The 25867-nt window shown below is 63.1% G+C and carries 33 protein-coding genes and 1 tRNA gene; 13 read left to right on the forward strand and 21 right to left on the reverse strand.

All coding sequences use genetic code 11. The features are described from left to right. Positions 1-77: 77 nt before the first annotated feature. Positions 78-653 (forward strand): hypothetical protein, encoded by a 576-nt coding sequence (locus tag AC10QF_RS12480; RefSeq protein WP_111175638.1) that lies wholly within the window; start codon positions 78-80, stop codon positions 651-653. 46 nt (positions 654-699) lie between these two features. Here AC10QF_RS12480 and AC10QF_RS12485 read toward each other — a convergent pair whose 3' ends face one another. Next, positions 700-1080: a tautomerase family protein gene (locus AC10QF_RS12485; protein WP_005415517.1), complete on the reverse strand. Its 381-nt coding sequence runs from the start codon at positions 1078-1080 to the stop codon at positions 700-702. 566 nt (positions 1081-1646) lie between these two features. Between AC10QF_RS12485 and AC10QF_RS12490 the strand changes: the two genes are divergently transcribed. The 3 genes from AC10QF_RS12490 (at position 1647) to AC10QF_RS12500 (ending at position 4101) form a co-directional block, all read left to right on the forward strand. Further along, positions 1647-2054, forward strand: a complete 408-nt coding sequence (locus tag AC10QF_RS12490) for a hypothetical protein (RefSeq protein WP_494542295.1) — start codon at positions 1647-1649, stop codon at positions 2052-2054. A 52-nt stretch (positions 2055-2106) separates the two neighbouring features. Continuing rightward, positions 2107-2670 carry a hypothetical protein gene (locus AC10QF_RS12495; RefSeq protein WP_111175646.1) on the forward strand — a complete coding sequence of 188 codons (564 nt, stop codon included), beginning with the start codon at positions 2107-2109 and terminating at the stop codon, positions 2668-2670. A 252-nt stretch (positions 2671-2922) separates the two neighbouring features. Further along, entirely contained in the window at positions 2923-4101 is a 1179-nt protein-coding gene (locus tag AC10QF_RS12500) for a site-specific integrase (protein ID WP_494542296.1), read from the forward strand. Here the strand turns inward: AC10QF_RS12500 and AC10QF_RS12505 are convergent. Continuing rightward, positions 4098-4517 (reverse strand): Arc family DNA-binding protein, encoded by a 420-nt coding sequence (locus tag AC10QF_RS12505; RefSeq protein ID WP_494542297.1) that lies wholly within the window; start codon positions 4515-4517, stop codon positions 4098-4100. The two genes, AC10QF_RS12500 and AC10QF_RS12505, sit on opposite strands and share 4 nt — an antisense overlap. A gap of 113 nt (positions 4518-4630) precedes the next feature. Between AC10QF_RS12505 and AC10QF_RS12510 the strand changes: the two genes are divergently transcribed. The 5 genes from AC10QF_RS12510 (at position 4631) to AC10QF_RS12530 (ending at position 6653) form a co-directional block, all read left to right on the forward strand. Beyond that, the gene (locus AC10QF_RS12510; protein WP_494542298.1) at positions 4631-4849 is read left to right on the forward strand and encodes a helix-turn-helix domain-containing protein; all 219 of its coding nucleotides are present in this window, start codon (positions 4631-4633) and stop codon (positions 4847-4849) included. A gap of 105 nt (positions 4850-4954) precedes the next feature. Continuing rightward, complete coding sequence (locus AC10QF_RS12515) at positions 4955-5314, forward strand: hypothetical protein (RefSeq protein WP_494542299.1); 360 nt, start codon at positions 4955-4957, stop codon at positions 5312-5314. After that, the gene (locus tag AC10QF_RS12520) at positions 5311-5514 is read left to right on the forward strand and encodes a hypothetical protein (protein ID WP_494542300.1); all 204 of its coding nucleotides are present in this window, start codon (positions 5311-5313) and stop codon (positions 5512-5514) included. The genes AC10QF_RS12515 and AC10QF_RS12520 overlap by 4 nt, the downstream gene beginning before the upstream one ends. Continuing rightward, a complete protein-coding gene (locus tag AC10QF_RS12525) occupies positions 5511-5903 on the forward strand; it encodes a hypothetical protein (RefSeq protein ID WP_494542301.1) in 393 nt (130 codons plus the stop codon). The genes AC10QF_RS12520 and AC10QF_RS12525 overlap by 4 nt, the downstream gene beginning before the upstream one ends. 258 nt (positions 5904-6161) lie before the next feature. Beyond that, entirely contained in the window at positions 6162-6653 is a 492-nt protein-coding gene (locus AC10QF_RS12530; protein WP_494542302.1) for a hypothetical protein, read from the forward strand. Positions 6654-7251: 598 nt separating this feature from the next. On the opposite strand, the gene AC10QF_RS12535 is transcribed toward AC10QF_RS12530, so the two are convergent. Together AC10QF_RS12535 and AC10QF_RS12540 are read right to left on the reverse strand one after the other, a co-directional pair. Then, positions 7252-8436, reverse strand: a complete 1185-nt coding sequence (locus AC10QF_RS12535) for a hypothetical protein (protein WP_494542303.1) — start codon at positions 8434-8436, stop codon at positions 7252-7254. A 219-nt stretch (positions 8437-8655) separates the two neighbouring features. After that, positions 8656-9339: a DUF4145 domain-containing protein gene (locus tag AC10QF_RS12540; protein WP_494542304.1), complete on the reverse strand. Its 684-nt coding sequence runs from the start codon at positions 9337-9339 to the stop codon at positions 8656-8658. Positions 9340-9892: 553 nt separating this feature from the next. On the opposite strand from AC10QF_RS12540, the gene AC10QF_RS12545 reads away from it, so the two are divergent. From AC10QF_RS12545 to AC10QF_RS12555, 3 genes are read left to right on the forward strand one after another with little or no spacing between them, the layout of a single operon-like run. After that, positions 9893-10087 carry a hypothetical protein gene (locus tag AC10QF_RS12545; RefSeq protein WP_494542305.1) on the forward strand — a complete coding sequence of 65 codons (195 nt, stop codon included), beginning with the start codon at positions 9893-9895 and terminating at the stop codon, positions 10085-10087. After that, entirely contained in the window at positions 10080-10493 is a 414-nt protein-coding gene (locus AC10QF_RS12550) for a hypothetical protein (RefSeq protein ID WP_494542306.1), read from the forward strand. The genes AC10QF_RS12545 and AC10QF_RS12550 overlap by 8 nt, the downstream gene beginning before the upstream one ends. Before the next feature lie 10 nt (positions 10494-10503). Beyond that, positions 10504-10956: a hypothetical protein gene (locus AC10QF_RS12555; protein ID WP_494542307.1), complete on the forward strand. Its 453-nt coding sequence runs from the start codon at positions 10504-10506 to the stop codon at positions 10954-10956. 177 nt (positions 10957-11133) lie between these two features. On the opposite strand, the gene AC10QF_RS12560 is transcribed toward AC10QF_RS12555, so the two are convergent. The 17 genes from AC10QF_RS12560 to AC10QF_RS12640 all read right to left on the reverse strand — a co-directional run bounded on the left by AC10QF_RS12560 (position 11134) and on the right by AC10QF_RS12640 (position 25153). Beyond that, positions 11134-12003, reverse strand: a complete 870-nt coding sequence (locus AC10QF_RS12560; RefSeq protein WP_494542308.1) for a hypothetical protein — start codon at positions 12001-12003, stop codon at positions 11134-11136. After that, a complete protein-coding gene (locus AC10QF_RS12565) occupies positions 11981-12652 on the reverse strand; it encodes a hypothetical protein (RefSeq protein ID WP_494542309.1) in 672 nt (223 codons plus the stop codon). The genes AC10QF_RS12560 and AC10QF_RS12565 overlap by 23 nt, the downstream gene beginning before the upstream one ends. After that, on the reverse strand, positions 12615-13496 hold the full coding sequence (locus AC10QF_RS12570) for a TIGR04255 family protein (protein ID WP_494542310.1): 882 nt from the start codon (positions 13494-13496) through the stop codon (positions 12615-12617). The genes AC10QF_RS12565 and AC10QF_RS12570 overlap by 38 nt, the downstream gene beginning before the upstream one ends. 246 nt (positions 13497-13742) lie before the next feature. Further along, positions 13743-13817: transfer RNA gene (locus AC10QF_RS12575), tRNA-Val, on the reverse strand. A gap of 133 nt (positions 13818-13950) precedes the next feature. Next, a complete protein-coding gene (locus tag AC10QF_RS12580; protein ID WP_005412452.1) occupies positions 13951-14304 on the reverse strand; it encodes a PilZ domain-containing protein in 354 nt (117 codons plus the stop codon). Beyond that, entirely contained in the window at positions 14301-15257 is a 957-nt protein-coding gene (locus AC10QF_RS12585; protein ID WP_053501106.1) for a DNA polymerase III subunit delta', read from the reverse strand. The genes AC10QF_RS12580 and AC10QF_RS12585 overlap by 4 nt, the downstream gene beginning before the upstream one ends. After that, complete coding sequence (gene tmk, locus AC10QF_RS12590) at positions 15254-15919, reverse strand: dTMP kinase (RefSeq protein WP_069138960.1); 666 nt, start codon at positions 15917-15919, stop codon at positions 15254-15256. The genes AC10QF_RS12585 and tmk overlap by 4 nt, the downstream gene beginning before the upstream one ends. After that, a complete protein-coding gene (gene mltG, locus AC10QF_RS12595; RefSeq protein WP_065177973.1) occupies positions 15916-16977 on the reverse strand; it encodes an endolytic transglycosylase MltG in 1062 nt (353 codons plus the stop codon). The genes tmk and mltG overlap by 4 nt, the downstream gene beginning before the upstream one ends. A 129-nt stretch (positions 16978-17106) precedes the next feature. Continuing rightward, positions 17107-18471 carry an aminodeoxychorismate synthase component I gene (locus AC10QF_RS12600; RefSeq protein WP_069138958.1) on the reverse strand — a complete coding sequence of 455 codons (1365 nt, stop codon included), beginning with the start codon at positions 18469-18471 and terminating at the stop codon, positions 17107-17109. A 214-nt stretch (positions 18472-18685) separates the two neighbouring features. Continuing rightward, complete coding sequence (gene fabF / locus AC10QF_RS12605; RefSeq protein WP_005415510.1) at positions 18686-19948, reverse strand: beta-ketoacyl-ACP synthase II; 1263 nt, start codon at positions 19946-19948, stop codon at positions 18686-18688. Between the two features lie 142 nt (positions 19949-20090). Next, positions 20091-20330 (reverse strand): acyl carrier protein, encoded by a 240-nt coding sequence (gene acpP / locus AC10QF_RS12610; protein ID WP_005415509.1) that lies wholly within the window; start codon positions 20328-20330, stop codon positions 20091-20093. Positions 20331-20482: 152 nt separating this feature from the next. Beyond that, positions 20483-21226, reverse strand: a complete 744-nt coding sequence (gene fabG / locus AC10QF_RS12615; protein ID WP_005408312.1) for a 3-oxoacyl-ACP reductase FabG — start codon at positions 21224-21226, stop codon at positions 20483-20485. A gap of 82 nt (positions 21227-21308) precedes the next feature. Further along, positions 21309-22253, reverse strand: a complete 945-nt coding sequence (fabD, locus tag AC10QF_RS12620) for an ACP S-malonyltransferase (RefSeq protein ID WP_005415507.1) — start codon at positions 22251-22253, stop codon at positions 21309-21311. A gap of 160 nt (positions 22254-22413) precedes the next feature. Beyond that, on the reverse strand, positions 22414-23196 hold the full coding sequence (locus tag AC10QF_RS12625; RefSeq protein ID WP_494542311.1) for a BUD32 family EKC/KEOPS complex subunit: 783 nt from the start codon (positions 23194-23196) through the stop codon (positions 22414-22416). Between the two features lie 76 nt (positions 23197-23272). Further along, the gene (locus AC10QF_RS12630; RefSeq protein ID WP_014036188.1) at positions 23273-24250 is read right to left on the reverse strand and encodes a beta-ketoacyl-ACP synthase III; all 978 of its coding nucleotides are present in this window, start codon (positions 24248-24250) and stop codon (positions 23273-23275) included. A gap of 91 nt (positions 24251-24341) precedes the next feature. Beyond that, entirely contained in the window at positions 24342-24536 is a 195-nt protein-coding gene (rpmF, locus tag AC10QF_RS12635) for a 50S ribosomal protein L32 (RefSeq protein ID WP_005408308.1), read from the reverse strand. Between the two features lie 107 nt (positions 24537-24643). Continuing rightward, complete coding sequence (locus tag AC10QF_RS12640; protein WP_494542312.1) at positions 24644-25153, reverse strand: YceD family protein; 510 nt, start codon at positions 25151-25153, stop codon at positions 24644-24646. A gap of 113 nt (positions 25154-25266) precedes the next feature. Between AC10QF_RS12640 and AC10QF_RS12645 the strand changes: the two genes are divergently transcribed. Continuing rightward, complete coding sequence (locus AC10QF_RS12645) at positions 25267-25836, forward strand: Maf family protein (protein WP_494542313.1); 570 nt, start codon at positions 25267-25269, stop codon at positions 25834-25836. Positions 25837-25867 lie beyond the last annotated feature (31 nt).

A 25867-nucleotide genomic window follows, 5' to 3' on the forward strand; every position in this document is an offset into this window, starting at 1 on the left:
CGGTCCCTGCGCTTGCGGGCTCTGCCTCGCCAACGTTAGGGTTCAATTGGCCACGGCAAGGAGCCAGAGGAATCTGCATGACCGCCCGCATCACACACCGGCATCGCATCAGCCTGCTCGGCCTGACCGCGCTGCTTGCTGCCTGCGCCGACAAGGGGCCGCCCCCACCGCCAGAGCCGCTGGAACTCTCACAGCCCATCGCCGTGGACGCGCCCGGCCAGCAGGTGCAGTTCGAGTTCGAAACCACGGCGCGCAATTTTGCCAGCTACCGCACTTATGCGGTGGAACTGGATCTGCAGCACGTCTCCCCATCGCCAGATGCTGCTTCTCCGCGCGACCTGCACATTCCTTTACGCGTTGGACTTCAGCAATGGTCCGGCGGCACTTGGCAGCCGCTGGCAAGCCCCGACGCGTATCAGATCGCACAGTCGCAATCTGGCCAGCCACTGCCAGACTGGCACCGCGGTAAGGGTCTGAACTACGCCCAGATCCAACGGGGCAGCGATGGCGCATACCGATTGCATGTCGCGTTGCTGCCGTTGCAGGCGCATGGCCGGTATCGGGTCCAGGTCAGCACGGTTGAAGACATCGCACCACTTCGTGGCGCAAGCGCCAGGATGCTGATTCACGAATCGCGTCCGCTCGCCAAGTAGCGCAGCGCCTTGGCACTCCCTAAAGAAACAGCGCAGCGCACCTGCATCAACTTACGTACTGCGCCTGACCGTTCCCGAACGACCAGTTCTCCTTCTTCACCTCCACCAGATTGATGAACACATCCTCGCGGCGGATGCCCACCGCCGCATGCAGTCCATCGGCGATGCCGGCGTACAACGCCTTTTTCTGCTCGAGCGTGCGCCCTTCGTTCCAGGTGATCTGGATGCAGATGAAGTCGTCGGTGCGATCCACGCCCAGGTAGCCGGGATCGTAGATCAGCGTGCCGGGCGCGTGTTCCTGGAAGATCTGGAAGCGATCGTTTTCCGGCACCCCCACCGCGCGCATGGCCTGGTAGATGGTTTCGCCGACGCGTTGCAGGTAGTCGGCGGATTTGCCTTTGCGAAGATCGATGCGGGCGAGCGGCATGGTGGCACTCCAGAGTGGATGGGTACGACGACAGGCTGAGACTACGCCTGCCCGGGGCGGCGGGACAGCGCAGGGATGGAACCCTCTGGTTCCATGCGTGGCATGGTCCCGCCTCCGCCGCGCGGGGTGACGCGATTGCCGTGGCGGCATCCCTCCGGAGTCGTCATGTGCACGGTCGGCAGGGGCGGCGATGTGCGCCATCAGTGATGGGCCGCACTACTCGCAGGTGTCGGACGACACACATCGGGAAACGTCTGGCCTGCCTAGGGACAGTTGAGAATTTTCCTTACAGACCGATGTGATTGCCCGGCTTGAAGATCGCCGCGCCGAGGCAAGACGCCTTGGCCGGGATTGGCGTCTCGAATAAACGAATGAACACCCATCGCTGCGGTTTAGGTCGCAGCAGAGAGAATGCACCGATTGCCTTCAATGGCGGCCGGTGCGTGGGGATCGACAGATCCGCCAGGCCTTCTTCTCGATGGGAGTTCGTTTGCCTTGGTACGCCAACCCGCACCGTCCGCCACCTTCACTCCGGAAGGTGGCCTTACGCCACTGAGGGTTTCGCCATGACCAACCGCACCGCCGTCCATCCCCGCCTGCACGCGCTTATCGGCGACGTCGCAGCCGACGTGCCCGGGGACCTCGCACGCGAGATCGAGTGCGCACTGAACGCGCAGAATTTGCCCGCGCAGCTGCCCACTTTCTTCGCCCGTCTCAATGCAATCAACCATGCTGACGGCGATGACGGACAGCCGTGCATCAGCCTCACCCTCGGCGCCAGCAATCACGCTTCATTGCGCCGCTCACTATCTGGGCTCGGCGCATTGCTCGATCTGCTGCAGGCCGCCGACCATGCGCGCAACGAAGGCGGCCCGGACGAACAGCTGGGCGCCTTCCATATCGACGGACTGATCGTGGCCGCCCGACAACTGGTGCGCGAGGCACATCATTGCCTCTCCGGCGGCGACGCCTGACCGGCCCGGATACGCTCCCGCTACAATCGCGCAGGGAGCGCAGGAGACCGCAATGGACGCCGAACACCTGGAATACTTCAAGGCCGCACTGGAAGGCCGCGCAACCGTGGGCTGGAACGTCTGGTTCGCCGCCAACCAGCACGCGCTGGCACAACAGCTGAGCCGCCCTGCACTGCTGCGCTTGAAGTTCAGCACACTGGATGAAGCCGAACGCCTGCTGGCCGAGGCCGGCATCGTGCCCCGCAGCACAGCGGGCAAGCGCTACGAAATGTACTGCGCGCAGTTCTCGCCGGACGTGGTGGACGCGAACGGTCGCCCGCTACCGGCCCTCTGGCGCGCGGCGCACGGCGGTGCCATCGGCCTGCTGGCCGACGGTGAGCAGGAGGCCGGCCAGGCGAAGCTGCTCGCGGAGTTCCGCCGCGTCCGCAAGCGCGGGCTGCAGCAGGCCCATGAATGGTTGGCCGATCTGTGCTTTGAGGGCGAGTTGGAACTGACCAGCGGCAATGCCGAGGTGGGCCGTAGCCTGTTGGCGGTGGTGGTGCAGGCGGGTAGCGGCCATGACCTGCTGGATGCCACGGCGATGATCGCGCGCGAGCTGCTGGAGCGGCACGGCTGAAAGGGCGTGTGCTTACAGCTGATCCTGCTGGATCGCTGGTAACAAAAAAGCCCCCATTTCTGGAGGCTTCTTTCGTTCTGCAACATGGTGGGCGGTACAGGGATCGAACCTGTGACCCTTGCCGTGTGAAGGATGGCGAAGGCCATTGCGGCGCAACGCGTCCGACAGAAACCCTTTGTTTTGTAGTGTCATTGAGTCCCGCTGGATTTGGCCGCACACTCGGTTTTGCTGTTACCGTGCAGTTACGAGCCCATGAAGCAATCCAAACGCCTCAATCCCAGCGTCGTTGAATCGGCCAAGCCCGAGGATGCGCCCTATCGCCTGTGGGACACGGTGGTTCCGCAGCTGCACGTTCGGGTGCAGCCATCGGGCGTGAAAAGCTGGAACGTCCAATGGAGCCGGACTAGCACCCGCGCGCTGGGCAAGTGGCCTGCCGTTACTGTGGAAGCCGCCCGCACCCGCGCGCGCGCTGTGCTTGCCGAGACAGACCAGCACGGCGCCCCCCTGGCGGTCATCGCCCCCAAGAGCCAACTCACCGTGGCCGACGCCTGCCGCGACTATGTGAACGCCCTGGAGAAGGACGGACGCAAAACTGCATCGGTTGACGCAAAGCGCCGGTTTGAGCGCTGCCTCTACGGCGACAAGCTGGGCAAGGTGCGCCTCAAGGATCTCCACCAAGATCACATCGAAGCCTGGCGCGATCGCGTGGAGAAAGGCGACCTTCCGCCGCTGCCAGTGAAGCGCGGCCGGCCACCGGTGGCGAAGCCCTTGGCACGCTCCAGCATCAACCGCATCCGTACAACGCTGGTGGCCGCACTGAACCACGCCGTGGCCCGCCGCAAGGTAGCCCCTGATCTCGCCTTCGAGTGGAACGCGGTGAAGCCGCTCAAGGACGCCGGGCAGCGCCGGGGGCTGTACCTGGAACGGGAGCAGCGCCGCGCGCTGCTGGAGGCCGCTGAGGGGCCCGTGCGCGACCTGATCGAGTGCGTGGCGCTGACGGGCTGCAGGCCGGGCGATCCGTCGCTATGCCGTCGCTCGGACTATGACGGCCGCACCGCCAGCGTGAGGTTCCACAGCAAGGACCACGACCGCAAGATTCCACTCTCCCCCGCTGCCACTGCGCTGTTCGACCGCCTAGCTAAGGGGAAGCTGCCCAAGGCGCACCTGTTCACGCAGGACGGGAAGAAGGTATGGACGCCCACGGACTGGAGCGAGCTTGTTAGGCATGCCGCAGCGCGCGCTGGGCTACCTGCCGGCGTGACGCTCTACACGCTGCGCCACTGCTGGATCACCGACGCAATCGTGGGCGGCATGGACCTGCTCACAGTGGCGAAGCTCGCCGGCACGTCGCTGGCGATGATCGAGAAGCACTACGGCCACCTGGTGCAGGGCGCGGCGCGCGAAAAGCTCGCGCAAGTTCAGTTCCTCTAATCCTTCGAATCGCCTTTATCGAGGATGGCAGCCATCTTCGCCTGCACCCCCTCCAGAATGCTCGGCAGTTCCTCCACAGCCGTTCGCCGCGCCTTAAGAGCAATCTCGTCGCCGGCATCAGCCAGTGCGAATATGCGCTCCCTGACCAAGTCATCGTCAAAGAGGCCGGACAGCAGGTGGCTCACCGCGTGGACCATCCGCGGGTTGTGTTTGAGCAACTCGGCCGAAAGCTGAAAGTTGAGCAACTGGCTGCGTAGTAAGCCGTCAGTCATCGCTGCGGCCTGAAAGCTGCCCTCCAAACGATGGAGGATCTCAGCGTTCATGGAGCGCCCGGTCTTGTCAGTTGCTTCTACCAAACGCTGGTGCAGCGCAGCCGGGATACGGAGCTGGCTTTTGATTAGGTCAGTCTGGCTCATGCCGAAATTATGCCACTGAAACAGAGTCAAAGGGGTTGACACTGAAATAGTGGCACTGGCAGCATGCACCTACCGTAGTGGCATCCCGCTACTGCATGTAGGGAAACCCCGCAATGAATCAGACGATCCAGCCCGCTCCGGAGCGCCTCAGCTATACGGTGGACGAGGCATGTGCAGTCACTGGCCTCAACCGGAATGCCATGTACCGCGCCATTACCTTGGGTCAGATCAGCACATTCAAGGTGGGACGCAGGCGCATGGTCTCAACCCGCGCACTGCGGGAGTTCATTGAGGCCAGGGAGAAAGAGGGAACCAGCGGCGCAGCCGCCTGAGGCCTGTCCATGAACAGGCACCTAGAAATAGAAACGGCCCACACCGGCGGCAACCGGGTGAGCCGTGAAAGCCACGTCCGAACCCTTGCGAGGAACGACTTGACCATGACGAACATCGTACACCAACCGCTGCCGGCGGCAATCGGGCATACCCCCTCTCCCCTACCGGACTTTTCTGACACCGCGCGCTGGGGCTTGGTAGAGGTTAAGGACAGCCTCAACGCCCCGCGCTATGAGCCGGGTGATCTGCTGCATGTGGACCTGCGCCGCAACTACTTCGCCGGCGACGCCTGTTATGCGGTGGAGATTGCCGGGCAGCAGTCGATTCGATTCATCCAAGCCCGCCCAGGCGGCTTGCACGTCTATACACGCAGCAATCCCGGCGCTGCCTACCCCATCCCCCCCGACCTGCTGGTAATCCTCGGGATGGTCACCTACGCCACCACCACGCGGAGGGTCGGATGAAGCGCCACGCCTTCTACGAGCGCCAGGCAGGCGCCGCCAGCCCAACCGAGTTCGCATTCCAGCTCGTGGCATGGATGCAGTCACGCCGCACGCCGGCCACACCCAGCGATCTGCTAGACCGCTACGGGATGTGCCGTGCGACGGCCTATCGATACCTGAGGAAGTACCAGGACGCCTTTGGCACTGAGGCGATCCGATGAGCCCTCAGCTAATGGCTATTGGCGACAGCGGCCGCCCCGAGCCGGCCACACCGGACGATGCCCACGTCCCGCGCGCGCTGCCAGTGGGGCCACGCAATGCGGTCACGCCGGCCAGCATCCGTTTCATCTACTGGGGGCGACCAGGGAACGAGTGCCGGGCGGTGCGGGTCAAGCGCATCCACCGGCCGTACACCCGCTGCAACCGTGGTTCGTTCGTCAAGGTGGTGTTCGAGTGCACGCCATTCACCCGCGCCACGCTACCAGATGGCCCGCTAATGGCCGATGAGAAGCACGTTGCACTGACCCGGCCAGCCGATGCCGCCGACCTGTTGTGGACAACTCTGCCTGCGCGCGACCAGCAGCGCCTGCAAAAAGCGTTAGGGGTGTAGCCGTGAACATACGCATACCTAAGGTAGACCCTATTGCCTGCGACTGCTGCGGCAAACCGCTGCTACCGGTGTTCGGCACCTTTCATCGTGTAGAGCGGGAATTCGGCTGGGCCTCCCTGCCCTACGTACTGTGCGGTGACTGCGCCCTGCAGCATAGAGGCAACCCCTCTGATGCTCGTGTGCGCGAGTGGATCATGACGCGGGCGGCGCGCGCTGGGGCGGAATGGTTGCGCGCGGTCACCGACGTGGTCACGCCTCATGGCAACTGAGAGGAATCGCCGCAAGATCACGGGCCGGCAGTCGAGCGACACGTTCGTTCGGTTGCCTCACTCGATGATGCGGCATCCGGCCTTCTTCGATCTCAGCGGGGCGGCAATGAAGATGCTCCTGTTCTTGGCCGCGCAGTACAACGGGCGCAACAACGGCGACCTCAGCGCCACAAAGGCGATGGTAGAAGGCGCCGGGGTGTGTGCTGCGAGTAAGGCCAAGGAGCTACTGGCCCAGCTGGAGGAGGCGGGGTTCATCGTGCAGACGCGACACGGCATCAAGAAGCAATGCCATCTGTACGCGCTCACCTGGGTAGGTATTGATCGCTGCCCCGGCAAGAACCTGGAGATCGCTGCGGGCCCACCACGCAACGACTGGCGCAAAACGCATCTTCAACACCCCTCAGGGGTGCAAACAGAATCGCGATCTCAACACCCCTCAGGGGACCACGTAACACCCCTGAGGGGTGCAAAAGCAGCATGAGCCAGTCGATAAACACCCCTAAGGGGTGCAAATACAGGCAAATCGCCCGTTTTTTACACCCCTCAGGGCCCCCCCTTATAGATATCTACCAAGCGGGAGCGCAGCGGACGCTTGGCGCTGTTGCTCCTGCGCTGTTGATTCGCCCGCTCTCCGCCTCACTGCACCACCGATGGGAAGGGAACGGGGCGCACCCCATGCACGCCATGCACCCCATGCACCCCATGCACCACGTTCACCAGTGCACCAGGTTCACCACAACCTTACGCAGCTTGACTCGGACTGCACTGACCAAGACGGACGCGACGGGCGACGTAGTGAAGCAGCTTTGCGGCATGCGGTTAGAAGCAGCCTATGCACTAGCTGCTCTGGGCGCGCGCTGCCGTCAAAACCATCGAGTGGGAGCAAGCAGCCACCACAACCTGCTGCTGGCTACAGCGGAACGGAGGGCCAAGTGAGCGGTTGGCAACCAGGCTCTGCCCACGGCAGCACTCTTCCGACGTCGATCACAGAAGTGCGCCACCGCTTGGAGGCGGAAGGCCACTACGTAACAATCGATGGTCGTGTAACGGAACGGACTGCGGAGTGCTGGTGTGAGCTGTCAGAACGGTAGATTCTCAGTGAAAACGAACTCTCCCTCGTAACGAGCCTGATCTCTAAGGATCTTGCTAACCTGATCAGCCAAGCTGTCGTCATCGTTAAGAATCCTGAGAATTTCATCATCGAGTGTATCGATCTCTAGCTCGAGACGACCCTTCCGATAGTCAAGTGACAACTCAGAGATCCCACCCTTCTTCCCGGTGTACTCTTCGATCGATGCATTGACGCGCCAAATGAGCCGACCTTTGATTCGGGCCGCAATGATCTGCCGAACCTTCGAGTTCTCCTTAATGGCTTGGTAGGACGTACTGACCAACCCCGAGAAAAACTCAGCACTTTTTGCCGAGGCACCAGTTATGCACTCAAGGTAAGCAGGAAGAGAGCTAGCACTTATGAAGTGGACGAGAGCGGACAGTTCGCGTTTCTTGACCATATATCGAGCGAGGTGGGTGATTCCGTCTACCTCAGCCACTTTCGTCGACCTACCGTCGTAGGCAACCTCCACGAGTGGGGCGTCCACCACCGAAAGGAGGCTGAAATGATACAAACGCCTTCGGTTGCGCATTCTCGTACCAAGCAGGTCAATCTCGTAATCGAGCGCTTTCATGACGCTCACAATCGAGGAAAAGATCTGGTCGTCGTTCCTTGGCGTCACTGTTCCGATTTTCAAAGTTGCTTCGTCGCCTTTTCCGACCCTTTTGTTGCTGCCTTGGGTGGGAGTGAGACCCAACTGCTGGAACGCGAAGATTGCGGAACGAGGCGAGAACAAGTCTCTGTACTCCTTGCCCAGAGCTTCCGTATGACGATTCTTCCAGCTCTCAGTTTTGAGATACGTCGATAGAGGCTCAACGTCGGTCCACACGTGGACAGGATTCCAGTCAAAATTTGGGTCATTCTTTGGCTTTTGCTTCGTAAGGAACGCCCATGTCAATGCCTCGTCCTTCTTGCAGCTCACAAGGACTGCTGCGACAACCTCGACGTCGTCAAACTTCTCTGCCCGGTATGCCACAAGATCGAGCTCTCTCGCCCGACCATCTACATCGTCGGCGTAGTAGCGCCCACCAATCGTCGACCAACCATTTTTCTTGAAGACATCGTCGACCATGTGTTCAAGGATGAACCCAGTCTTTTCCAAGGCCGCCGGGATCTGTTCCAGCGGGACGGGGCGACGTTTAGGAATGGTCATAGAAATGCCGTCCTCAACAAAGATCGTTGACCAAGGCCCCGGCGAGGAGGCCGCACGATTGAGCGCCGTTCTGCATTCAAGCTAAGAGCTCAGCACACAGCCGAAAGAGAACCTTGAAACTATCTCCATCGCCGCGCGCTGAACCTTAAACACCCATGGCGCTCGGCGCGCACTGGCGAAGCCGTAATCGCAGTAGTGCTGCCACTCCACCTCCCGGCATTACGGACCAAACTCCGTGTCGGCCTTCTTCGGAAGGATATACACCTCAAGAAGAAGATGGTCCACGATGCTGAGCGCGACGGCCAACTGTGTGGGCGTGTGAGGTTTAGCTTCGTGCGCAGCATCGTTGCCAAGAGTCCGGATCTTGTGGAGGACCGCCGCGCCCGCGGGCGTCAGTACCCGTGCATCAACTAGACCATCGATTCTGTGGAACAGATCCTTGCCCGGAGCAGCACGCTCCTTGCAAACCATTTCTACGAGACTCCTCAGTCCAATCCCTGCGAGAACCGGGGAGTTGGACGCTAGGGCTTGAAGTGTCTCCGCATAGATAAGGCTTACAGTGCCAGGCAACCACATCGTGTCCTCACCAAGCCCCCTAATCCCCTCCCTGCGAAATGGGTAAAGGGATTCCGAAACAGCCGCACACATCTCATCGTCATCGTTGAGGTCCCATTCCTCAGAGTTGCTACTAGCCTCTCTAAACGAGACCGTGGAGCAACCTTGGCACTGGACCACTTGGTAATCCCAATGGAAGACAGCATACCCGTGCCTGCTCTCGTACTCACTGCGCTTCTCGTAAGACGCCTTCACCTGGTGTGCCGTCTTTCCATTGCATCGGGAACAGGCAATTTGATGAACCTCATCGCAGGTTCCATTAACCGAGTACTTTGTCGTCGTAGCCATCAATATCCTTTTCAGTAGCTTGCCAGATGCATTGCGGCTCGCCGCCGCTGCTACAGCCGACCCCTTGGCATATCACCGCTGTCATCGGCGACGCCGACGAATATAGCGGAGTCTATGACTGCCCGAGCATATCGGGGGCGTCCCCATACCGTCACTCTCACCGTGGCGCTTCGCCAATGACGGCGCGGGCGCAACCGCTAAGCATCCAAGGCTCGGAGCTACGCAAAGCGTGCTGAAGCGGGGGCTGAAACTGAATGGGCGGGGTCCCTAGGCTTATCCACAGCCACCGGGGGGAATTCGGACCCCGGTAAAAGACAGTATTTCGGCCTCTAGGATGCTCCACCACAGGTCCGCAGAAAACGGCGTTTCCCCGAAGGAAAGGGACGATTCCTGCCTGCGCGCCTTGTGCATTCCCAGCCCTAAGCCGGCTGAGGCGATGCACAGGTGCTGCTTGCTAAATTCGCCGCCAGCAAGTGCGCGTTCCTACGCATTCCGACCCGGCCCAGCAGCGGTGTCCAGCGTCCAATAGACGCTCCCTCTGAGCCATATCGCCATGCCCAAGATCGAGCTCGCTCTACCCCAGGTGGTCTGCGACGCAATGAATGACGCTGCCTACGCCGCGGGCATTCCTCCTGCCGAGCTCTTGGCCGATGCGTTGCGCACCCTTCCCGCGTTCCAGCGCGCCTTGGCGGCCAGGCCCGAGCGTCTCCCCGCCTTTGCCCTCAACCCCGGAGCACCCCATGAGTGATAAATCTCCGCCCGTCCCTTCTTCCCTACTGAAGCTGGAGCGCCTGCGAATTCGCAACGACCTCTACTTCGCGGCGAGGCGCGCGCTGAGCGAGCGCCGCAAAGAGCTCAACGACCAGCGAAAGTTCATTCGACAAGAGATAGACACCGCCTCAAAGAGCTTCAGCGGCAGAGAGCTCGAGGTGGGTGTCGGCAGGCCGACAAACCTTGGCGGCAAAACCCTGGACGAACACAGGCGAGAGACGTTGGCCAAGTTGCAACGGTGGATGGCTGCGATCGATGCAGTGGACGCCATAGTAGCCGCCGCATACGACGAGCTCAGCGCTTCATCCGGCGACGTAGGGGCTTACCAGGCCGCCTCACAACATCTCCAGCAGACCGTGGCCGATTGGGGCCTAAGCCAGTAAGGGAACGACCATGACCGACCATTTGCCAAAGGTAGCGCGCGTCCGCGCCCAAATCGAAAAGCTGGCCGACGACATCCGCGACATTCGCGGCGGCATGCCGCCGAAAGAAGAAGCTCTTGCAGGCATCGACGCTCACATCGAACGCGAAGCCGCGAACGTCATTATTCGCCCAAGCGCCTTTATTGGCGGCGGCAGCGAAGTCGTATCGGCCTACCCCGAGAGTACCCATGCCTACGCATGCAAGTTCTTCCCGGACGTCATCCGTGATCGCCTCCGCAACGAAGTCGAAGCCCTCTACCAAGGCGATGTGACGATCACCGATGACCGGAAGCAGGAGCGCCTGGAGCAACAGCTGCTGGAACTGGAGCGGCAGGAAGAGTCACTGATCCGGGACGCCGCTGCGGCCGGCAAGAACATCCCGCGCCGCTCCGATGCCAACCCCGCGATCACGCTGGCCGACTGATTCGCGAGTAGGGACCAGCAGGCGGTGTCCCTAACAACACCTGCAGCCCGGGCCGGCATTCTGCGGATTCGCGCACCTCACGCCGGTGACCGGGCAAACGGCTTCGTTGCGAGGTCGTGTGACCGAAAGGTTCGCTAGAAATCAGCGCCGCCTCGACGCGACTTGAGGCATGCGTCGCTACGCTTGCGAGGGAGCAGAGAGGTAGTCCCAATTCGTAAAGCGAATACATGACCCCAGATCGGCAACAGTCCAATCCGTTGTCAGCACAACGTCGAAATCACATGACAGGCCGGCGTTCTTGGCAGCTTCCAACCGGCTAATCTTGGGGCGATCGGCCACCGGCACGGTCTTTTCGCTCAATGCTTCTATAGCATTCGCCACCCGAATTGCGGCAGCATTGTCGTAGCAAACGACGACTATCTCTACGAAATATGGCGCAGCAAGAGTGGGCACCGCCGCAGGCTCAATATCCGCGCCGCTCGCCGTCGCGAAACGCAAGTAGATTCCCTGGAGACCCACATCTGCGTCCCGGACCAGCCGCTTGCTGATGAACTCGCGAAGCTTTGTACGCTCGAAGAGCGCATTTAGCTCATCTGGCAGTTCCATACGCGTGTAGCTGCGAGCCAGCCAAGCGGCGAAGTCCTCTCTGTGCTGGGCTTCCGGCTTCCCCTCGACGTTGAGAATTCGCCCACGCTTGATGGTGGAGTCAAGGAGAGTTTCGCGGGGAATCCACTTGCGTTCCTCGATCCGAAGTTGCAGATGCACCGCCTGCCCGTCCATTTCACAGGGAACATGAAAGCGCCGAGGATCATCGCCCTTGGCACACTGAACGTTCACCTCACCGGCCGGGATCACTTCGGCGCGAATAATTTCGATGAGCGGGACGCGCTCCAGAGAACAGTTCACAAGGTTGCACGTCTGCGAGGAAATCACCCACAGCTCTTCTCCCCCTGCAACTGGCAATGCGACAACACTACCTTGCCACCAATCCATGGTGGCAAGAATAGAAACATCCAACGGCACATCAGCAAGAGGGGTAGTCTGCATTGACTCGACCGGAACGAACGGCTCGCTGCGCTCTTCGGACGGACCCAGAAATTTCCTTATCAAGTCGGGCAATCGCATTCGTCATTCGTTCTGCAAGGTCAGTGTGAGCTACAGCAGAGTCAAAGATGTCCTTTATCGACTCTCCATTCACCTGCCGGTCGAAAAGCCGCACAATTGCAGATCTAACTTCGACCGAATGTATTGATTGAAGAAGTTCGTACAATGCCTCGATCTTAACAACGCGCTCAACTCGGGGCTCTGCCTCACCAGCAAGCCACGAATAAAAAGCTTTACGAGTTACGCCAAACAGATTTGCCAGTGCCGACACACTAGCGCCAGTCTCTGACTTGATCCAGTTCAGCTGAACCGCCCAAGGAGGCAAGGCGCCCTCGATATCCAATTCCTTAACTGCTTTAAAGCCCGCTTTAACCGGTCCAGCACCCAATTGAAAGACTTTGACTTCGAAAGGCTGGCTAGGTGTACGAACCGAAACCTGTGTAGGACCTGCCGCAACCGCAGCACCAATTACAAATGCACATCCAAGCGCCATCGTAATGGAGGCCGTACCAACGGTTGGCGAGACGCCTTCAAGTTCGTAAGCCTTTCGGAATTTAAACTCCTGCCCAGAGCTGTTCTCTATCACTCTCATCGGCGTCCCCTCCAGTCCAGTGTTCGAATGCTACGTCCGTGCAGACCCGCCTGAAATAGTCGTTGGCAATGACATGAAGGTCATTCAATCGACTGCATACATCATGTGCATCTTTTATTGCCACACTAAGCACTTCGAAAGCATCGATGTCTAATGCTCCATCCTCCATGCCGAGCCGGGGAACCGGATCTCCCGATGCATCGCCATCAGATGAACTAATGTAAGCGGGAATCAGATCATCATTGATAACGTAAGAATTTGCGCCCGAGGTGAACCTTACTTGCAAGAATTTCTCGTCGACCAAATATCGCTGACGAGTCGTACCGCCGCGGAGAACACCATTCCAACCATCCCATCTTTGCTTTGCAGGTAGAAATGGAAGCAAGTGGTAGTCAACGTAATCGGAAATAGTTGCGCCTTCTTTAGGCCGGATCCAATCGATATACCTAATACCTACCGCTTCAAGGTCTAAACTCTGTGCATTGGAGAGCAGAGCCACCAACACCTCGCTGAAGACAGCGCTAAAATCATCGAAGTGAACGTACTTACGCGTACTGACAGACAACCCATCCTTCGATAGCTGAACGCTCATGTGCCTGTCATCCGTAGTAAAGATGAAGACAGAGCCAGGTTCGTCAGCATTGAAGTCGGACGGATCGATGGCGATTTCCACGCCCTTAGAACCCACCTTGTACGCCGCGCGAATCAGTACCGGGAACCGCGCGTAGAGCCGCTCTTGGATGTCCGAGGCCCACTTAGGGACCGATTCACGCTGCCGAAAACGTATTCCGGCGTACACGTACAGCAATGGCGGGTACTTCAGCACTCCGGCCCTGTCTACCATTTCTCATGCCCGACTAAACAGTTCGAGCAAAAGTATACAGTCATCACATTCTTTTTGCGTGAAGCCAAATTTAGGCCGAGGGGGGGCTCCCCTAAAGACTGTCGAACGCTTGCGCCCTTGAGATCGACAGACATCTCAGTCTAAGGGGACTCTCGAGGGGAAAGCAGCTTAGCCATTCCGCTGTTACCCTGCAGTTACGAAAAAACCGGCATAAGCCGGCTTCTTCTGCAACACACTGATTTTAAATGGTGGGCGGTACAGGGATCGAACCTGTGACCCTTGCCGTGTGAAGGCAATGCTCTACCGCTGAGCTAACCGCCCGGTGTGTTGCTGAGCCGCTCATTATAGGGGCTTTTCAGAGGCCGTCAACAGTTTTTCACATTCGTGTTCACGGGCGTTTCGGGGCATGCAGCCGGGCATGGCCCGGCGCTACAGAAAGGCCCCGCGCGCAGCCTCACATCGTATGGGTCGGCTTGTCCGAGCCGGTAAGCCCGGCCAGCAGGGTCTCGATCTTGTGGCGTACGCCCTCGCCTTCGGCACCATCGGCCAGCTGCACGCCGATGCCGGCGGTGCGGTTGCCCTGCGCGCCGGCCGGGGTCACCCAGATCACCTTGCCGGCCACCGGCAGGCGCTCGCTGGAATCGGGCAGGGTCAGCAGCAGGAACACCTCGTCGCCCAGGAAGTAGCGCTTGGGCGTGGGCACGAAGATGCCGCCATTCTTCACGAACGGCATGTACGCGCTGTACAGCGCGGCTTTGTCCTTCACGGCCAGGGACAGGATGCCCTGGCGGGCGTTGCTGGCACTCATCGATTTCCCCTTGCGGCAGGCCGCTCGTTCACCTTGTTCCAGGCCAGCAGCAACTCGACCACCGCAAGGTCTGCACGCACCGTGGTGCGCAGCAGGTCGCGGGTGCGGTTGGCCGCATCGAACCAGGCTGCAAGCTTGTGCAATCGCTCCGGCGTGGTCAAGGCATCGGTGCTGGCCTGGGCCAGCGCCAAATCGGCGGCAAAGCGCAGGCGCAGCGCCGCGTTGTCGTCACCGCACCACTTCTGCGCCAGCTCCACCGCGCCGGTCTTGCCGGCCGCCAGCTGTTCCAGATCTCGACCGACTTCGCGGCGCAGGCTCAGGCCGTCTTCGCGCAGCCAGTTGTCGGCCTGGCCGGGGTGGCCGCGCGCCGCGTCCAGCGCTTCGCGCGCCGATGCCTCGCTATGGCCCTGCTGCTGCAGCCAGGCCAGTGCTTCGTGCTGCGGCGGCAACTTGAATTCCAGGCGCTGGCAGCGGCTGCGGATGGTCTGCGGCAAGCGTGCCGGGTCGCTGCTGATCAACCACAGGTAGCGGCCGGGCTGCGGCTCTTCCAGGGTTTTCAGCAGCGCGTTGGCCGCCGAGCGGTTGATCGCATCGGCCGGGTCGACGATCACCACCTGCGCCACGCCGTACTGCGGGGTCAGCGCCAGCTTGTCGGTGATCTCGCGCATCTGCTCGATGACGATCTCGGTACGCAGCTTGTCGCCGCTCTTGTTCGGAATGAAGCTGACCAGCTGCAGGTCCGGGTGCGTGCCCGCCGCGATCAGCTGGCGCGTGCGCGTGGCGTGGGCTGCATCGCCCTGCGCCAGCACGTGGTCGGCCAGCGCCAGCGCCACCTCATGCTTGCCCAGCCCGGCCGGACCGCAGATCAGCAGGCCATGACCGAGGCGACCGGCGTCGAGCGCGGCCACCGTCTGTTCGAACGCGCGCTGCTGCCAGGGCGAAAACGTGCTCATGCGCCCTCCCCGTCCCGCAGCCAGCGCTCGACACGCGCGACCACATCGGCGGCCACGCGCACCTGCTCCTGGCCCGCATCAATCAATGCGAAGCGCTGCGGATCCTGCTGTGCGCGGCTGCGGAACACTTCGCGCACGCGCTGGAAGAAATCGTCCTGCTCGCTCTCGATGCGGTCCGGCCACAGGTCGCGGCCGTTGGCGCGCGCGCGACCGACGGCCACGTCCACATCCAGCAGCAGGGTCAGGCCCGGCAGCAGGCCGACCGCGCGGCGCTCCAGGTCGGCAATCCACTGCGGGTCGAGGCCACGGCCACCGCCCTGATAGGCGTAGCTGGAATCGGTGAAGCGATCGCTCAGCACATAGGCGCCGCGCTGCAGCGCCGGCCGGATCACCTGGCGCACATGCTGCGCGCGTGCGGCGAACACCAGCAGCAGCTCGGCTTCGGCGCTGAGCGGTTCGGCGGCGATCTCGGCATCGGGTTTCAGCACCAGGCCGCGGATGCGCTCGGCCAGTGGCGTGCCGCCCGGTTCACGGGTCAGCACCACCTCGTGGCCGTGGCTGCGCAGGCACTCACGGATGGCATTGATGGCGGTGGTCTTGCCCGCGCCCTCGCCGCCTTCCAGGCTGACGAAACGCGGGTGGCGAAGCAGCGCGGGACTCATTGCGCCGGGGTCTCCTGGGTACGTTGCTGGCGCAGCTGCTGCAGGTAGCGGGCTACGGCCGCGTTGTGCTGGTCCAGGCTGGGCGAGAACACGTGCGCGCCACTGCCATCGCCCACGGCGACGAAATACAGCGCGTCGCCCGCTGCGGGTTGCGCGGCGGCCATCAGTGCATCGCGGCTGGGCATGGCGATCGGGGTCGGGGTCAGGCCCGCACGGGTATAGGTGTTGTAGGGCGTATCGGTGGTCAGGTCGCGGCGGCGGATGTTGCCGTCATACGCGGCACCGAGGCCATAGATCACGGTCGGGTCGGTCTGCAGGCGCATGCCGATCTTCAGGCGACGCATGAACACGCCGGCAATCTGCGGGCGCTCGCTGGCCAATGCGGTTTCCTTCTCGATGATCGAGGCCATCGTCAGCAGTTCGTAGGGCGTGTTGATCGGCAGGTCCGGCGCGCGGCTTTCCCAGGCTTCATCCAGCGCCTTTTCCATCGCGGCGTGCGCGCGCTTGAGCACGTCCAGATCACTGTCGCCGCGCTGGTAGACGTAGGTCTCCGGCAGGAAGCGGCCTTCCGGATGCTGGCCACCGAAGCCGAGGCGCTGCATCAGCGCGGCGTCATCAAGATTGTCGGTGGTGTGCAGCAGCGGCTCGGCGCGCTTGAGCGCGGCACGCAGCTGGCGGATGTTCCAGCCCTCGACAATCGTGACCCGGTGCTGCAGCACCTTGCCGGCGCGCATGCGCAGCAGCAGCTCGCGCGGGGTCAGCTCGCCACTGAGCGCGTACTCGCCCACCTTCAGTTTGCCGGCCGCATCGAGCTGGCGCGCCAGCAACTGCCACTGGGTGTCCTGGCCCTCGTCCACGCCGGCATCGCGCAGCTTGCGCAGCACGCTGTTCATGCCATCGCCGCTGGCGATGACCACGCTCTCGGCGGTCGGGGTGATCGGGGCATCGGCGAAGCGGGTCTGCTGGTAGAAGAACCACGCGCCCGCGCCGGCCACGACAGCGGCCAGCACCACCACCAGCGTTACCACGAACAGACACCCGCGCTTGGCTCCCGCCATGGACTACCTCTGAACTCGATTCCGTCGTGCAGGATACCGTGCCGGTGGATTGGGGTCATGACCGGGGTGGCGTCGCCGTGCCGACCAACGGTCGGCGCCCACCACAACACTGGCACTACCGGTGCACGCCTAGCCCTGCTGGCCCAGCGCGCGCAGCAGGCCGCGGGCCTTGGCGCGGGTCTCGTCCAGTTCCTTGTCCGGGTCCGAATCGACCACGATGCCGGCGCCGGTGCGGAAGCTCACCTCGTGGCCATCCACTTCGGCGGTACGGATCAGGATGTTCAGGTCCAGGTCGCCATCGCGGTTCAGCCAGCCGAACGCGCCGGTGTAGGCACCGCGCGGCACCTGCTCCAGTTCGCTGATGATCTGCATGCATCGCACCTTGGGGCAGCCGGTGATGGTGCCACCCGGGAACGTGGCGGCGATCACCTCGCCGGGCGTGACCTCCGGGCGCAGGTGGCCGCTGACATTGCTGACGATGTGGTGCACATGGGCGTAGCTCTCCACCGTCATCAGCTCATCGACCACCACGGTGCCGGGCAGGCAGATGCGGCCCAGGTCGTTGCGTTCCAGGTCGATCAGCATCACGTGCTCAGCACGCTCCTTGGGGTGGCCGACCAGCTCCCGGATGCGCGCGGCATCATCGTCCCCCTCGAAGCGCGGACGCGTGCCGGCAATCGGACGCGTCTGCGCGTGGCCGGCATGCACCGACACCAGCCGCTCCGGCGAGGAACTGACCACATGGCGACCGTGCGCGCTGAACAGGCCGGCGAACGGTGCCGGGTTGGCACGACGCAGCTGCGCGTACAGCGCCTGCGGCTGGACCGGCGCAGCGAACTGCGCGCTCCAGCGCCGCGACAGGTTCACCTGGAACACATCGCCGGCACGCAGGTAGTCGATCACCCGGCGCACGCCGTCGGTGAAGCGCTGTGGCGCATCCTCGCCCACCGACTGCGGCGGCTGCCAGCCCTGCCCGGCCTCCGGCAGTGCCTGCGACGCCATGGTCACCAGCGCCTCCAGCAGGGCCTGCTCACCGGCTTCGGCGATGACGAAGCTGGCGTCGTTCTGGTGGTCGTGCAGCACCGCAGCCGGGCAGCGCAGCGCCAGCGCGGTCGGGCGGCCGTCCTCGCGCGCGCGCGCCAGCAGCACCGGTTCAATCTGGCTGGCCACTTCGTAATCGAGCATCAACGCCCAGCCGCCACGGAACGGCAGGCTGTGGCTGCCGTCGTGCGGCAGGCGTTCGTGCTGCCAGGCACGGTCCAGCACCTGCAGGAAGCTGCCGGCGTGTACCGCGTCGTGCTGGTCGCGCACCTGGCCATCGGCATCCAGCCGCAGGCAGTCGCCCTGCGCGGCCAGCAGCAGGCTCCAGCGGCCCTGGGCGGTGCCCGAGGCGGTGGATTCCATCAGCAGCGGGAAGCGCGCCGGGTCATGATGCTGCAGGGCCAGCAGATCGATCGGGTGCGGCAGCGGTTGGATCAGCGGTGCGTGGGTCATGATGGCCAGTTCAGGGATTCAGATGCACGGAAGCCGCCTTGCGGCGGCTCCGTGGTGCACGGCGTTGATCCGTTTGTCGGATTGCCGATAGGTAGAGTCGACTGTCAGTCGACTGCTTTCCCATCAACGATCACCGCGGCGAATCGAAAGGCAGTCGACTGACAGTCGACTCTACCAATGCGACGCCGAGCATGGCGCGACGTCGCAATGCCGGTCAGACGCGCTTGAAGATCAGCGTGCCGTTGGTGCCGCCGAAGCCGAAGCCATTGGACATCACCACGTCGACCTTGGCCTGGCGTGCTTCGTTGGGCACGTAGTCCAGGTCGCAGCCTTCGCCCGGCTGCTGCAGGTTGATGGTCGGCGGAATGACGTTGTCCTGCAGCGCCATCACCGAGAAGATCGCTTCCACGCCGCCGGCCGCGCCCAGCAGGTGGCCGGTCATCGACTTGGTGGAGCTGACCATCATCTTGTAGGCGTGGTCGCCGAAGGCGGTCTTCATCGCCATGGTCTCGCCCAGGTCGCCCAGCGGCGTGGAGGTGCCGTGCGCGTTGAGGTAGCCGACCTGTTCCGGGGTCACACCAGCGTCCTTCATCGCCATGACCATGCAGCGGGCGGCGCCTTCGCCGTTCTCGCTCGGGGCGGTCATGTGGTACGCGTCGGAGCTGGCACCGAAACCGGCCAGTTCGCAGTAGATCTTCGCGCCGCGTGCCTTGGCGTGCTCGTACTCTTCCAGGATCAGGATGCCGGCGCCGTCGCCCAGCACGAAGCCGTCACGGTCCTTGTCCCACGGGCGCGAGGCCTGTTCCGGAGCGTCGTTGCGGGTGCTCATGGCCTTCATCGCGCAGAAGCCACCCAGGGCGGTCGGCGACGAGCCACGCTCGGCACCACCGACCACCATCACGTCGGCGTCGCCGTACTGGATCATGCGCATCGCGGTGCCGATCGAGTGGTTCGAGGTCGCGCACGCCGACACCGCCGAGAACGACGGGCCCTTCAGACCGGTGATGATGCTCAGCTGGCCCGGCAGCATGTTGATGATGGTCTTGGGCACGTAGAAGGGCGAGATCTTCTTGCCCTCGTGGAACTCGATGGTCTGCTCTTCGATACCGAGCAGGCCGCCGATGCCGGCGCCGACAATGGCGCCGATGCGCTCGGCATTGGCGTCGGTGATCTCCAGGCCCGAGTCATGCAGGGCCATGAACGAGGCACCGAGGCCGTAATGGATGAACGGGTCCATCTTCTTGGCATCCTTGCCGCTGACCCGGTACTTGCCGAACAGTTCGTTGTCGGCGGTGATGTCAAAGCCCTTGACCTCACCTGCAATCTTGGTGGTGAACCGGTCCAGGTAGGCATCGGCAACGTTGGTCAGCGGACCGATGCCCGAACGACCGTGGGTGATGCCTTCCCAGCTGCTGGCCAGATCATTGCCCAACGGCGAGACGATACCCAGGCCGGTTACGACGACGCGACGCTTCATTGCTGATTCTCCTGACCCGAAGGTTCAATCGGGTAACACGGTTTGCTTCGGTGTGATGCTCAAACACACGGGGCCGCAACTGCGGCCCCATGGGGTGCGGTGCGCGGCGAGCGGAGACCCGCGCGCGCACTGCCGTCTGACATCAGGCCTTGACGTGGGCCTTGATGTAGTCGATGGCGGCCTGCACGGTGCTGATCTTCTCGGCTTCTTCGTCCGGGATCTCGCACTCGAATTCTTCTTCCAGGGCCATCACCAGCTCGACGGTGTCCAGCGAGTCAGCGCCCAGGTCATCGACGAACGATGCGCTGTTGGTGACTTCTTCTTCCTTGACGCCAAGCTGTTCGACGACGATTTTCTTGACGCGTTCTTCGATGGTGCTCATGGGATCTCGCTCCAGATGGAGTTGTGGTTCAAAAGTGGTCGCCATCAAGGGCGATGGCCGTGGGATAGTGTAGTGGAAACCGGCGCGGCCTTGCATTGCAGCAAAAACCTCCGCAGATCAACCACTTGCGGCGCAATCCCTGCGCCCCTTGCTTACGGCATGTACATGCCGCCGTTCACATGGAGGGTTTCGCCGGTGATGTAACCGGCAGCCGGGCTGGCCAGGAACGCCACCGCATGGGCGATGTCCTCCGGCGAACCCAGGCGTTCGAGGGCGATGTCGTTGATCAGCGCGGTACGCGCTTCTTCCGGCAACGCCTTGGTCATGTCGGTGTCGATGAAGCCGGGTGCGACAACATTGACGGTGACGCCGCGCGAGCCGATTTCCTTGGCCAGCGACTTGCTGAAGCCGATGATGCCGGCCTTGGCGGCCGCGTAGTTGGCCTGCCCGGCATTGCCGGTCACGCCCACCACCGATGCGATGTTGATGATGCGGCCCTTGCGCGCCTTCATCATGCCGCGCATCACCGCCTTGCTGGTGCGGAACACGCTGGTCAGGTTGGTGTCGATGATCGACGCCCAGTCCTCGTCCTTCATGCGCATCAGCAGGTTGTCGCGGGTGATGCCGGCATTGTTGACCAGGATCGAGATCGGGCCGAATTCCTTGGCGATGCCATCGAGCACGCTGTCCAGCGCAGCGGCGTCGGTGACGTTCAGCGCGCGGCCGTGACCGCCGTGGGCGGCCAGGCGCTCACCGATCGCGGCGGCGCCGGATTCGGTGGTGGCGGTGCCGATGACGGTGGCGCCCTGGGCGGCCAGCAGATCGGCGATGGCGGCACCAATGCCACGGCTGGCACCGGTGACCAGTGCGATTTCACCCTGCAGGGGCTTGCTCATGTTGTTTTCCTCAGACGGGAGCGGCCGCCGCACCGTGCCGCTTGCAGCGGCCACCGGTACGGTCGGCAGGAAACAGGGAAGGTCAGGCCGACCATGCCTCGCGGGCGGCTTCAAAGTCGCCCGGCGTGGCCAGAGGACGGCCGTCGATGGCCTTGTCGATGCGCTTGACCAGGCCGGTCAGCACCTTGCCTGGGCCGCACTCGGCGATCTGGGTGATGCCACGGGCGGCCAGCGCCTGCACGCAACCGGTCCACTGCACCGGCTGGTACAGCTGCTGGACCAGCGCGGTGCGGATGGCGTCCACGCCGTCGTGCACCTGGGCATCGACGTTCTGCACCACCGGCAGCTGCGGCGCCTGCCAGGACAGGCCGGCCATCACTTCGGCCAGCCGGTTGGCGGCTTCGCGCATCAACGGGGTGTGCGAGGGTACGCTGACGGCCAGCTTGACCGCCTTGCGCACGCCCTTCTCGGCCAGCAGCGCCAGCGCACGGTCGACCGCGTCAGCGTCGCCACCGATCACGATCTGGCCCGGCGAATTGAAGTTGGCCGGCACCACCACCTGGCTGCCTGCGGCTTCGGCGCAGACATCCAGCACCAGCTGGTCTTCGGCACCGAGCACGGCGGCCATGGCACCGACACCGGCCGGTGCCGCTTCCTGCATCAGCTGGCCACGCAGGCGCACCAGGTGCGCGCCGTCATGCAGGCTCAGCGCGCCGGCGGCAACCAGGGCGGTGTACTCGCCCAGACTGTGGCCGGACAGCACCGACGGGCGCGGACCGCCCACGGCGTTCCAGGCGCGCCACACACCAATGCTTGCGGCCAACAGGGCCGGCTGGGTGTATTCGGTACGGTTGAGCATTTCCTCCGGGCCACCCTGGGACAGCGCCCACAGGTCGACGCCGGCACCATCGGATGCCTCGGTGAAGGCTTCACGCACCTGCGGGTGCAGTTCGGCCAGCTCGGCCACCATGCCCACAGACTGCGAGCCCTGGCCGGGGAAGACAAAAGCGAGGGTGGATACGGTCACGCGGTCATCCGCTTGCTGCAATCGAAGCGGGCCATGATAAGGGGGAATCCGCTGTGTCGTCTGTACGTGCGCGTATGCAGGCGTATGGAGGGCGGCCGGGCAAGCGCAATGGGGTCAGATCCCTTTTCCGCAGGAAAAGGAATCTGACCCCGATCAGCCATCAGCAGAACAGCTGCAGCACGTCCAGATCGCCGTCGGCGAGGAAATCCACGCACAGGCCCACCAGCATCAGCACGCCAGCAGTGCTGGCACCGTGGGTGATGAAGATCGAATGGGCCAGCGCGCGCGCTGAGCGGCCCAGCTTCATGCAGACCCTGGCCAGGCTGCGCAGGCGGCCACTGACCGCATGCACGTTCTCGCGCACCGGCGCCTGGACCTCGCCCATCGCCTCGGCCATCATCGCCTGCAGATGTTCGGGGCGATCAGCGTAGTACTTGGCCACGCCATAACCGAACATCAGCCAGTCGCGGGCCTGCGCTTCGGACAGGTCCATCACTTCCAGCGGATCTTCCTCGAAATCGATGAAGCCGACCTGCTGCCCATCCCAGGTGAGATTGCGCGGCAACGGCTGGCCGAAATAGGCGCCGCGCGCATGCGCTTGGGCAATGGCCTGCATCGCCGCCATCACCAGCCGATCACGACCGGCCTCATCCGCTTCACGCAGGCAGGTATTGAACGAGCTGCCGTTGTCGCCGATCACCAGCGCGGCATGGCCGGTGCCCAGCACGTCCGGCACGTTCACGCCTTGCGCCTGCAGCTCTGCAAGGCGGCGGGCCTCGGTTTCGCGCGCGGCGTCACCCCCACGGTGCGGCGGCGGGCGCAGGGCATCGAGATGGAAACGGCGCGCAACAAAATTGAGCAGGCCCAGGGCCAGTGCTCGGCTTCCCTTGCCGTACTGCTTCAGCCAGGCACGTTGCCCTTCGATGACGATGGGCTCAACCATGACAGGTCCTCCTTAAACGCGTTACGGCCCCGGAGGGCCGTAACGACAAGACTTCACATTGTCGTAACTTGCACTATCAATAGCGCAGCAGGGCCGAACCCCACGTGAAGCCACCGCCGAAGGCTTCCAGCAGCAGCAGCTGGCCGCGCTCGACCCTGCCCGACCGCACGGCGGCATCGAGCGCCAGCGGCACTGAACCGGACGAGGTGTTGCCGTGCTTGTCGACGGTCACCACGACCTGGTCCATCGACATGTCCAGGCGCTTGGCGGTGGCTTCGATGATGCGCAGGTTGGCCTGGTGCGGAATCAGCCAATCCAGGTCGGACTTGTCCAGGCCGTTGGCGGCCAGGGTCTCGTCCACGACCGAGTCCAGCGCCTTGACGGCGTACTTGAACACGTCGTTGCCCTTCATGTTGATGGTGCCACCACCGTTGGCGCCGTCCTTGAAACCGCTCGAGACGCCAACCGGGTTCCACAGGAGTTCCTTCTTGCTGCCATCGGCATGCAGGTGGGTGCTGAGGATGCCGGTCTCTTCGTCGGCCTTGAGCACGACGGCGCCGGCGCCATCACCGAACAGCACGCAGGTGGTGCGATCGTTCCAGTCGACCATGCGGGTCAACGTTTCGGTGCCGATCACCAGCACGTGCTTGCAGTCGCCGGAGCGGATGAATTTGTCGGCCACGCCCAGCGCGAACACGAAGCCGGAACAGGCTGCGTTGACGTCGAAGGCGGGGCACCCGGCCACACCGAGCTTGGCCTGGATCAGGCACGCGGTGGACGGGAAAATAAGGTCAGGGGTGGTCGTGCCGACCACGATCATGTCGAGCTGCGAGGCATCGATGCCTGCGGCTTCAAGCGCGCGCAGGGCGGCGTTGTAGCCAAGGTCGCTGGTGGTTTCGCCTTCGGCCGCGATGTGCCGTTCACGAATTCCGGTGCGCGACTGGATCCACTCATCCGAGGTTTCGACCATTTTTTCCAGGTCGGCATTGGTCAGGACTTTCTCCGGCAAATAGCTACCGGTGCCCGCGATCCTCGAATAGATCCGCTTGCTCATCATGTTTCCTGTTGCGCGGGCCGCCGATCACCGGCACGCCCGGGAAAGAAGGCAAAGGCCGCTGCCCGGAGGCAGCGGCCTTCCCGGCACATCAATCTTCTTCGACGGCCGAGGTCTTGGTCTGGATGACCTTCTTGCCGCGGTAGAAACCATCGGCAGTGATGTGGTGACGCAGATGCACTTCGCCGGTGGTCGGGTCGGTCGACAGCTGCTTGGCGCTCAGGGCGTCATGCGAACGGCGCTGGCCGCGGCGGGACGGGGTAACACGGGATTTCTGGACAGCCATGGGATTGCTCCAAACTCGGTTCGTTTTGCTTCGTCGTTTCGTCGCACAGGACGCCAGCGCCCAGCACACTTTTCGCTTTCGCCGCAGCCGCCGACGACAACCGGCTGCTATTGTTTCTTCAATGCCGCCAACGCCGCAAACGGGTTGGCCTTCTTTGTTTCTTCTTCGCTCGGTGCCCAGTCCTGATCGACTGCCTCACCGTCGGGCGACAGCGGCACCACAGGCACCGCCAGCACCAACTCGTCCTCGACCAGGTCCAGCGGACGCAGCTGGCCGTCTTCCGGCACCAGCAACGCCTCGTACTCCTCCGGCAGGGACGATTCCTCGTCCTCGTCGCGGATCAGGCCAAGCCTCTGGGTCACCTTCACCGGCAACAGGAATCGCTGCATGCTGCGCTGACACCTCAGCGGCAACGCGGTGTCGATGGTCAGTTCCACATAGGATACCCGCAAGACGTCGTCGCGACCGAATTCAAGCGAGTAGACACACTCGCCGTCGGTATCTGCGACCAACCCCTGCAGGCGGGTCAATTCAGCCAGGGAGACCTGACCGTCGAAGCGCCTTCGCGCTACAACCATCCGCCAGGCATCCAGCGTTTCGGGCACGTTCGCGGACATAAGCCGCTGAATACTAAGGATCGCACCGCCCGCTGTCAAATGCCCGCCATACAGGACTTGCTGCTGGCGTTGCCGGCGGGCCAGACTGCCGCGCCCTGCCCCGGTATTCTCGCATGTCACTGGTCCTGGCCTCCACCTCCCGCTACCGTCGCGAACTGCTGCAACGGCTGGGCCTGCCCTTCGACTGCGCACGCCCGGAGGTGGATGAAACCCCGTTGAACGGCGAGGGCCCGATGGCCCTGGCCACGCGCCTGGCCGCCGCCAAGGCGGCCGATGTCGCCGCGCGCCATCCGGGTGCCTGGGTGATCGGCTCGGACCAGGTGGCCGACCTGAACGGCCAGCCGCTGGGCAAGCCTGGCACGGTCGAGGCGGCCTGTGCGCAGCTGGTGGCGATGTCCGGGCAGACGGTACGCTTTCACACGGCAATCAGTCTCAGACGGGATGGAGAATCCCTCGCCGCCCTGGATATGACCGAAGTGCACTTCCGCGCGCTGGACTCGCAGGAGATCGCCCGTTACGTCGCCACCGAGCAGCCACTGGACTGCGCCGGCAGCTTCAAGTGCGAGGGCCTGGGCATCGGCCTGTTCGAGGCGATCGACAACCGCGACCCGACCGCGCTGGTCGGCCTGCCACTGATCGCGCTGTGCGGCCTGCTGCGCAGGGCCGGATTCGCGGTGCCGTGAACGGTAGAGCCGAGCCCATGCTCGGCTGCTT

The sequence above is a fragment of the Stenotrophomonas maltophilia complex sp. Om-AH-Sm3 genome (assembly GCF_059337855.1).